The organism is Streptomyces sp. NPDC087901, from assembly GCF_044742205.1.
In the GTDB taxonomy this organism is placed as follows: domain Bacteria; phylum Actinomycetota; class Actinomycetes; order Streptomycetales; family Streptomycetaceae; genus Streptomyces.
On record NZ_JBIUUC010000004.1, the window covers coordinates 29,317 to 35,297 of the forward strand.

The following is a 5,981-nucleotide window of genomic DNA, read 5'->3' on the forward strand; positions in this document are numbered from 1 at the left end:
CTCAGCGCCACTCTTCGGCAGCCAGCCCCGTCGCCCGTCATGCGCCTGCTCTGGCTTAGAACCCCACTGCCGAACCTCCCGATGCGCGCGCCCGCAATCGACGCCTTTCACCGAGGTACCGCTCACCTGCGTACTGCTCTGTGGCCTGTCTCAGCGCCACTCTTCGGCAGCCAGCCCCGTCGCCCGTCATGCGCCTGCTCTGGCTTAGAACCCCACTGCCGAACCTCCCGATGCGCGCGCCCGCAGCCGACGCCTTTCACCGAGGTACCGCTCACTCAACTTCACTGCTGGGTAATGCACTTGCGGGTACTGCTCCTACGTGAACTTCAGCACTGCTCACGGCGGCCCCTGATCACTGCGGGCCACCCGGTCCGGCCGTCAGTCCCGTCGCCGTCCTACAACATTCCTGGCTTCGAAACTCCACCGCCGCACCGTCCTGCGAACTGCAACTGCGGATACTGCTGCCCGCCAGTTCGTCTCTGTCGGGCCCCGCTGTCTCTCTGGGCTACGAGAAAAACCATAGCCACACCATCGCCCAATGTCTACTACGGCCGACACAGGTTTTTGTGGCCCAGGTTGAGAGATAGTCGGCAGCGGCCACGGAACGGGTACCCGGCGGTCCGGCTCCAGCGGGCTCACCCTCTCCGACCAGCGCCGTTACGCCGGCCTCGATGCCGCGAACCCCACAGACGCCCCGTCCGGCCATACGGATGACGGCTCGGGGCGCGCGCGCCACGGTCGGTGCTCGCGCGGTTGACACACCGCAGACCGGGCATCAGCACCGCCGGACAGGACCTGCGTGACGATCCAAGGACCAGGGTGACCCGATGGACACAATGAGCGTCAGCGTGGCAGCCGCCCGTTCCACGGCATCCGTTGCCGGAGCACGCCAGAGCGCCCGGGACTTCCTCGAAGGTCTCCTACCGCCGGCGAGCGCGGCTGAGACTGCCGACACCGTGGTCCTGGTGGTCTCGGAGCTCGTCACCAACGCCCTGCGCCACGGCGGCGGCACCTGCACCCTGGACCTCGCCGCGCACCCGGACAGCATCGAGGTGGCCGTACATGACCACAGCCCGCAAGCGCCGCTCATGCGCACCCCTGACCTGAACGGCGGTACTGGAGGATTCGGCTGGCCCATGGTCAACCGACTCGCCCGCACCACCGCGGTGACCCGCCGGACGGCCGGCGGCAAGACCGTAAGCGCCCTTCTCGCCCGGTAGTGGGCTTCAAGGGAGGGTGCGGGCCATTGGCGGGTCTCCGGCCGTCGGCCTCTTCCGCGAGACGCTTCACAGTCGGCACCTAGACAAGGGCACGCCCTGGAAGCGTCATACGTCCCTGCCGGCCCCGCGCAGTGGCGCTGGATGCCCCGCCATCTCGGAGCATCCGCTCACGCATCAGCCCGGTAACGACCGAGCGCCCCTTCCGGCCGAAACCAGAAAGGGCGCTCAGTGCCGGGTCGGAGGGGGTGTACCCCGCCCTTGATCGGTAGGCCGTGTGGGACTCGAACCCACAACCAACGGATTAAAAGTCCGCTGCTCTGACCAATTGAGCTAACGGCCCCCGGCGAATCACCCCCGAGCATAGCCCGCCGTGGCCCGGCCTCCGATCGGGTATCGGTTGCCGGGCCCCGTCGTCGTGGCAGCGGCCCCGTTCAGCGGGGTGCTTTGCGGGCGATCGTGCGTTTGTGATCCGGATTGAGGAACCAGTGCCGGGCCGAGGCGAACCACCAGGCGGCGGCGAAACCCAGGACCACCAGGACGGCGACCGGAGCGTAGTTGAAGGTCTCCCAGGTGACGGGCGAGACCTGGGGGAGCATGAAGAGCACCGTGATGACCACCACCCACACCACCGCGACGATGCCGATGGGCCGGGACCAGCGGCCGAGGTGCCAGGGGCCGGGGCGGAAGTCGTCGCCGCGCAGGAGGCGGAGCAGGGTCGGGATGACGTACGCGATGTAGAGGCCGATGACCGCGATGGAGGTGACGGCCGCGTACGCCGTGACGTTGATCAGGTACGGGAGGCCCAGGACCAGCGCGCCGATGGCGGCCAGCCAGACCGCCGCCACGGGGGTGCGGGTGCGGGGGCTGACCGTGTGCCAGACGCGGGAGAACGGCAGGGCACCGTCCCGGGAGAACGCGTAGATCATCCGGCTGTTGGCGGTCACGGAGGCCATGCCGCAGAAGAGCTGGGCGCCGATCACCACGAGGAGCAGGAGTTTGCCCGTGGTGGCACCCAGGGCGTCGAGGAGGATCTGGGCGGGCGGGGCACCGGTCGGGGAGGCCAGGGCTCCGTCGTACGACTGGATGGCGAAGGTGAAGCCGAGCAGCAGCACGAAGCCGGCGATCCACGAGGTCCAGATCGACTGGACGATGCCGCGCGGGCCGGCGGTCGCGGCGTCGTGCGTCTCCTCGGTCATGTGGGCGGAGGCGTCGTAGCCGGTGAAGGTGTACTGGGCCATCAGCAGCCCGATCATCACGACGTAGAAGCCGCTGCCCCAGCCGGTGTTGTTCACGAACTCGCTGAAGACGAACGACGCCGACTGGTGCGAGTCGGGTACGAAGGTCAGCGCGCCGACGATCACGGCGACACCGAACACGTGCCACCAGACGCTGACGCTGTTGAGGATCGCGACGATGCGCACGCCGAAGGTGTTCAGCAGACCGTGCAGCAGCAGGATCGCGGCGAAGAGGAGGATCGTGCGGCCTGGAGTGACCCGGAAGTCGAACTGGAGGTTCAGATAGGCGCCCAGGAACGACGCCGCCCCGAAGTCGATCCCGGCGGTCACGGCTACCTGGCCGAGGACGTTGAACCAGCCCGTGAACCAGGCCCAGGCCGCCGCGGATCGCGGCGGGGCCAGCCGATGCGCCCAGAAGTAGAGACCGGCGGAGGTCGGGTAGGCCGAACAGATCTCGGCCATCGCCAGTCCGACGAACAGCGTCATGAGGCCGACACCGACCCAGCCCCAGGTGATGACGGCGGGGCCGCCGGTGTTCATGCCGAACAGGTACAGCGTCAGACAGCCGGAGAGCACCGAGATGATCGTGAACGAGACGGCGTAGTTGGAGAAGGCGGACATCCTGCGGGCGAGCGTCTGCGTGTAGCCGAGTTCGGCCAGCCTCGCCTCGTCGGAACCGGCGGGCGGACCGGTTGGAAGGACGTCAGTCGCGACACTGTCGGTCGCGAGACCGTCTGGCGCGAGACCGTCTGGCGCGAGACCGTCTGGCGCGAGACCGGTTGCGCCGGTCGGGGCGGGTTCCTCGGACGGGGCACCGCGGGGGTTGATTGTCATGCCCCCAGCGATTCCCTCGCCGGGGGCATGGCATGCGCCGCTTGCCGGCCGCGTAGGCCGTCAGCCCCTCAGAAGATCCCCATGTACGGCTTCCACCCGGTGGCGATCTGCGTACGGGACCCGAACGAGCCCTTGCCGTTGCCGTTGTTGCGGTACAGCTTGCCCGCCGTGTCGCGTACGACGATGTCGTTCTTTCCGTCGCCGGTCAGGTCACCGACGCCCACCATCGCGTCGTACGAGCTCCCCCAGCCCGAGAACACCTGCGCCCGCGGCGCGAATTTGCCGTTGCCCAGGCCGTTGTAGCGCCACAGGCCGCCCTTGCGGTCGTGGCAGAGCAGGTCGGCACGGCCGTCGCCGGTGATGTCGCCGACGCCGGTGATCTGGGCGTACGTCTTCCAGTTGGTGTAGATCCTGACCTTCGGCGCGAACTTCCCCCCGGCCGCCCCCGGGAGGAGGTACATGTCGCCGGTGGTTGTCTGCCGGGCCAGGAGGTCGGCCCGGCCGTCCCCGTTCAGATCGCCGGGCGAGGTCAGCACGTCGAACTGCTGCCAGCCCTTGCCGATCGTGGTGTGGCTGCTCTTCGGCGTGTAACCCGAGTTGCCGCAGCGGCCGGTGTACTGGCGCAGCTCGCCGCCCGGGATCCGTACGAGCAGTTCGGCGCACCGGTCGCTGCCGGTGTCCGCGAACGGGACGGCAAGGGTGCCGGCCGGCCAGCCGGTACCGGTCTTCTTGCCCGAGAAGCTGCCCGATGTCTGCCCGAACTGAACGGTCAGCCCACCGGACGGGTTGAGGGTGACCAGGTCACCGGTGCTGAGAAGGCCTTGGTCGTGGAAGCCCGCCGTGCCGCCGCTCACCGTGATGGACCCGCTGGTGGTGTACGTCCCCGAGCCGTCCTCCGCGGTCGCCCGCAGGGTCCAGGTGTGCCGGCTGTTGCCGGCGAACTTCCCCGCGTCCGTCCGGCCGTCCCACTCGACGCCCGTCTCGGTGCCGGAGCCGCCCTTGAGGGTGCGTACGGTACGGCCGGTCAAGTCCTTGACGGTGTACGTCCAGGTGACGGGCTTGTTGAACTGCCAGGTACTGAGCCACGCCTCCGGGCCGTACAGGCCCTTGATGTCCATGTAGGTCTCACCGACATCGGAAGCCGTCTTCGCGAGGGGCTGTGCGGGCACACCGCTGGGCACGATGTGGATGGACTGGGCGGCATCCACGTAGGCGATGTCCCCGCCGAACTTGTCCACCGCCCAGGTCAGCCGTCGCTGGTCCGCGGTCTTCCCGGCGGGCAGGTCGGCCACCGCCCGGGGAGCGGCGGCCTTGCCCGTGTGGAAGTCGGTCAGCAGCAGCTTCCCGGCGGTCCGGTCGTGCCGGACGAGGTACCCGTCGCCGACGAGAGCGGGCCCGGACGGCACGGTGAACGACTTCTTCGCCGTACGGTCGTACACCCCGGCCGCGCCGGTCGTCCCGCAGTTCCAGTAGATCCAGCGTCCGACCGTGCGCACCTCCTTGATCACGCAAGGGGCGCCGGTGGCGAGCGTCTGCACGACTTTCCGCTGCCCCAGATCGGTGGCGGTGAGCGCGCCGGCGGTGGAGGTCGCCGCCCAGAGCGTGGTGCCCCAGACGGATGCGGCGGTGGGCTTACGGACGACGAGGTCGGAGGTGGACCGGTAGCTCGGGTGCACACCGGCCTGCTGTTCGGTGGCCGAGCCGCCGTTGACGACCCATGAGCGGCCGGTCAGATCCACGATCTTCGCGGTGCCCGCCGGGTAGTGCTTGCCCCCGTAGTGCGAGGTTCCCGACAGTCTGTACTGCACGCTCTCCAGGCCGGCGTCGTCGCCTTCGCCGCCGACGAACACGACGCCGAAGCTCCCGTTGCCCGCGCCGACCAGTTCCACGCAGGCACCCACGTCGCAGGGCACGCTCCTGAAGTGAGCGCCGTTGGCGTAGGAGCCCACGTACCCGCGGCTCTCCCGGGCCGCCACGGTCACGCCGTCGGCCGACACCTGACGCTCGTACACCACCTGGTCACCGCTGGGGCTCCGCTCCACGGTGTTCAGCCGCCCGCCGGCGAAGTCGAGGCCGTTAGTACCGGCGGTCGCCACGACGGCCGGAGCCGCGGTGGGGGCAGCCTCGGCCGGGAGCACGGCCGTCGTCAGAACGGTCGCTCCCACTACGGACCCCACCAGTGCGGCACGGCCACGAACGAACGTGGTCAAAGCAGTCCCCTCCCGGGTGATGGATCGAACACGGGGAGGACGCGGCAGCGCATGCCGCGGTCTGTGCGAAGTGTGAAAAGCCCCCCGGCCCCAACTCCCCATGCGAGTGGGCTGACTTTAACAGCAGCCTCACAGGCACCGACAGGGAAATTCGAACCCGTTCAATGAAACAGGACCCGCACATCACCGAGGTGATGTGCGGGTCCTGTTCAGCAGTCAGGCGATCGGATGATCAGCCGTTGCGCTTCCAGCGCGGCTTGTCGTCACGACGGCCGAAGGAGCCGGTGCTCGTGCCGGTTCCCGTGGAGCGGTGGTCGTCACGACGGCCGGTGGGGCGGTCGGCGGCGCCGCCGGAGCGGAAACCGCCCGCCGGGCGGTCGTCACGACGGTCACGGTTGAACGGACGGTCGCCGCCACCGGAGCGGAAGCCACCGGACGGGCGCTCGTCACGACGGTCGCGGTTGAACGCCGGACGGTCGTTG

At 69.1% G+C, this 5,981-nt stretch carries 3 protein-coding genes, 1 tRNA gene and 1 pseudogene; 1 reads left to right on the forward strand and 4 read right to left on the reverse strand.

Annotation, left to right across the window (positions count from 1 at the left end):
* Positions 1-827: 827 nt before the first annotated feature.
* Positions 828-1,220, forward strand: a complete 393-nt coding sequence (locus ACIOEW_RS13830; protein WP_401963930.1) for an ATP-binding protein — start codon at positions 828-830, stop codon at positions 1,218-1,220.
* A gap of 266 nt (positions 1,221-1,486) precedes the next feature.
* On the opposite strand, the gene ACIOEW_RS13835 is transcribed toward ACIOEW_RS13830, so the two are convergent.
* The 4 genes and pseudogenes from ACIOEW_RS13835 to ACIOEW_RS13850 form a co-directional block, all read right to left on the reverse strand.
* Positions 1,487-1,560: transfer RNA gene (locus tag ACIOEW_RS13835), tRNA-Lys, on the reverse strand.
* A gap of 91 nt (positions 1,561-1,651) precedes the next feature.
* Positions 1,652-3,289 carry an amino acid permease gene (locus ACIOEW_RS13840; RefSeq protein ID WP_401963932.1) on the reverse strand — a complete coding sequence of 546 codons (1,638 nt, stop codon included), beginning with the start codon at positions 3,287-3,289 and terminating at the stop codon, positions 1,652-1,654.
* Between the two features lie 68 nt (positions 3,290-3,357).
* Positions 3,358-5,499: an FG-GAP-like repeat-containing protein gene (locus ACIOEW_RS13845; RefSeq protein ID WP_401963934.1), complete on the reverse strand. Its 2,142-nt coding sequence runs from the start codon at positions 5,497-5,499 to the stop codon at positions 3,358-3,360.
* A 232-nt stretch (positions 5,500-5,731) separates the two neighbouring features.
* Positions 5,732-5,981: pseudogene (locus ACIOEW_RS13850) on the reverse strand (RNA helicase); the annotation flags it as partial.